Source organism: Roseovarius tibetensis (assembly GCF_050896375.1).
In the GTDB taxonomy this organism is placed as follows: domain Bacteria; phylum Pseudomonadota; class Alphaproteobacteria; order Rhodobacterales; family Rhodobacteraceae; genus Roseovarius; species Roseovarius tibetensis.
This window is the reverse complement of the sequence record NZ_JBPBBB010000096.1, coordinates 1-3,226: the sequence shown is the minus strand read 5'-3', so window position 1 is coordinate 3,226 and position 3,226 is coordinate 1. Positions and strand designations below refer to the sequence as shown.

General features: G+C 64.3%; 3 protein-coding genes. All 3 read right to left on the bottom strand.

Annotated features, from left to right (window positions below):
* Positions 1-1,193, bottom strand: a 1,193-nt coding sequence (locus ACROSR_RS20355; protein WP_432687700.1) for a formate dehydrogenase subunit gamma, incomplete at its 3' end; no start/stop codon positions are given.
* Positions 1,194-1,321: 128 nt separating this feature from the next.
* Complete coding sequence (gene fdh3B / locus ACROSR_RS20350) at positions 1,322-1,918, bottom strand: formate dehydrogenase FDH3 subunit beta (RefSeq protein ID WP_432686582.1); 597 nt, start codon at positions 1,916-1,918, stop codon at positions 1,322-1,324.
* 12 nt (positions 1,919-1,930) lie between these two features.
* On the bottom strand, positions 1,931-3,226 hold a 1,296-nt coding region (locus ACROSR_RS20345), incomplete at its 5' end, for a molybdopterin dinucleotide binding domain-containing protein (RefSeq protein ID WP_432687699.1).

The following is a 3,226-nucleotide window of genomic DNA, read 5'->3' as shown; positions in this document are numbered from 1 at the left end:
GCCTTTGCGGGGTCACGGGCGTGGCCCTTGTCCTGCAACTCTTCCAGCCACAGCCCGTGATGTTCGCGGGCCCATTGTTCCTCTACCTCGCCCGTGCCCATGGCATCGAACGCGCCCTCCATCCCGACAGAGCCGATATAGATATGCGCGATGATGATCGCGGTCAGCACGAAGGCCATGATGCTGTGCCAGAGTGTGGAAAGCTGCATTTCCTCGTGCGGGGCAAGCGTTTCAGGCAGCGCACCGTAACCCACGAGCTGCGGCAGGCCGGTGTCGTTGAGAACGGCGAAGGTCTTGGCGAACATAGGCAGATCGAACGGGAACAGCAGCGACAGGCCCGAAGCCGATATCGACGCGCCGAATATGATCGTCGCCCAGAAGATCATCTTCTGCCCGGCGTTGAATTTCTTTGCCGGCGGGTGCACGCCCTTAGAGAACATGCCACCACCCACGGCCAGCCACTTCAGGTCGGTGCGGTTGGGGATGTTGTGCAGAACCCACATGAAGAACACCATCACGAGGCCCAGCATGAAAGCCCAGGAGATGTTGTTATGCACCCATTTCGAGGCCACGGCGACGGTCGAGAAGGCCTCATGCCCCAGCAGCGGGATCACAACCGTCCGGCCGAACAGTACCACCAGCCCGGTAATCGCCAGCACCACGAAGGAGCCGGCCATCAGCCAGTGCCCGAAGCGTTCGACCGCCTGAAAGCGGGTCACGGTACGGCCGGTCTTTTCGCCGTCGATGCGGATCCTGCCGCGCAGCAGGAAGAACAGCGCCAGCAGCGCCACCGTGATCCCCAGAAGCCACGCCCCGTAGGTCGAGAGCGGGCCCTTGCGGAATTCCAGCCAAGACATGCCGGCATCCTGGATGAGCACTCGCGCCTCGGGCCCGCCCGAGGAGACCGTCACATCGGCCAGCCCGTAGCGCAGCGCGCGCCAGACCTCGGCATCCGAGGCACCACCAAGCGTGCCCAATTGCCCGGCCATGCCCGCCGCATCGTCGGGGTTGCCAGTGGCCTCTCGGCGGAAGGTGTCGTCAACGGCCGCGTCCCGCTGGCGGGCGAGGATGTCTTCAAGCGTCTGCGCGCCACCCGTCGCGGCGCGGTCCGCGCCGGACGACGCGGGCACCTCCTGCGCAAGGGCCGGCATGGCGAGCAGGAAATACAAGGCGAGGCTGAGAAATGCGCGCATGATATCCTCGAATGCTGTGATCGACCCGTGTGATCCGCGCCGATTTCCTTGAAGGAAATCGGACCGGAAACTTTGAAAGTTTCCGATGCAGGGCGGCCATGGTGGCACCCGGCATCGGCGTCTTGGTCTCAGCCGCCGCTTTGCTGGCCGTAGGCGCTGCCCCACCCCCACGCGCCGGACCCAAAGCCACGCGCCACGACACGCTCGCGGTAGATGTCCGACACGGTATCGCCATCCCCGGCCAACAGCGCCTTGGTCGAGCACATCTCGGCGCAGATCGGCAGCTTGCCCTCGGCGATCCGGTTGCGCCCGTATTTCTGGAACTCGGCCTGGCTGTGGTTTTCCTCGGGGCCGCCCTTGCAGAAGGTGCACTTGTCCATCTTGCCGCGCGACCCGAAATTGCCCGCCTGCGGGAATTGCGGCGCACCGAACGGGCACGCGTAGAAGCAATAGCCGCAGCCGATGCAGAGGTCCTTGGAATGCAGGACCACGCCTTCCTCGTCCTGGTAGAAGCAATCGGTCGGGCAGACCGCCATGCACGGCGCGTCCGAGCAGTGCATGCACGCCACCGAGATCGAGCGTTCACCGGGGCTGCCATCGTTGATCGTCACCACCTTGCGGCGGTTGATGCCCCATGGCACCTCGTGCTCGTTCTTGCAGGCGGTGACGCAGGCGTTGCATTCGATGCAGCGTTCGGCGTCGCACAGGAATTTTGATCTTGCCATTGGTCTATCTCCTTATGCCGCAACGATCTTGCACAGAGTCGCCTTGGTTTCCTGCATCTGGGTGACGCTGTCATAGCCATAGGTCTGGGCGGTGTTGCTCGCCTCGCCCAGGACATACGGATCGGCCCCGTCGGGATACTTGTCCCGCAGGTCGCGCCCCTCGAAATGGCCGCCGAAGTGGAAGGGCATGAAGGCCACGCCCGCGCCCACCCGTTCGGTGACCATTGCCATGACCTTGACGCGGCCGCCCTCGGGCCCTTCGACCCAGACCTGCGCGCCGTCGCGGATGCCGATATTGTTGGCATCGCGCGGGTTCACCTCGACGAACATGTCCTGCTGAAGCTCGGCGAGCCACGGGTTCGACCTGGTCTCGTCGCCGCCCCCCTCATACTCGACCAACCGCCCGGAGGTAAGGATGATCGGGTAATCCTGAGAGAAGTCGTTCTTCTGGATCGAGGCATACATGGTCGGCAGGCGGTAGGCGTGCCGGTCCTCGTAGGTCGGGTAATCCGCCACCAGATCGCGCCGGTTGGTATAGAGCGGCTCGCGGTGGATCGGCACCGGATCGGGGAAGGTCCACACGACCGCGCGCGCCTTGGCGTTGCCGAAGGGCGCGCATTCGTGGGCGATCGCCACCCGCTGAATCCCGCCCGAAAGGTCGGTCTTCCAGTTGGTGTCAGGCCCCGCGATACCGTCGATGACGGCGCGTTCCTCGTCCGTCAGCTCGCCGTCCCAGCCCAGATCCATCAGCATCTGCATGGTGAATTCCGGGTAGCCGTCTTCGATATCCGAGCCGGCGGAATAGACCCCCTCGGCCAGCAGGTTGTCGCCGTCGCGTTCCACGCCGAAACGGGCGCGGAAGGTCAGGCCGCCCTCGGAGACAGGTTTGGACATGTCATACAGGATATGCGTGCCGGGATGGTTCATCTCGGGCGTGCCCCAGCAGGGCCATGGCAGACCGTAGGTGTCGCCATCGGCCGGCCCGCCATTGGCGCGCAGCGTGGTGCGATCGAAGGTGTGCTGATTGGCCATGTGCAGCTTCATCCGCTCAGGGCTCTGCCCGGTATAGCCGATGGTCCACATGCCGCGATTGAACTCGCGGGTGATGCTTTCGACATTCGGGGTCTCTGCATCGTCCATCTCGATGTTGCGGAACAGACGATCGGCAAAGCCGAACTTGTTGGCGAACTTGGCGATGATGACCTCGTCCGGGATGCTTTCGAACAGCGGCTCGACCACGCGGTCGCGCCATTGCAGCGAGCGGTTCGACGCGGTGACCGAGCCGCGCGTCTCGAACTGGGTGCAGGC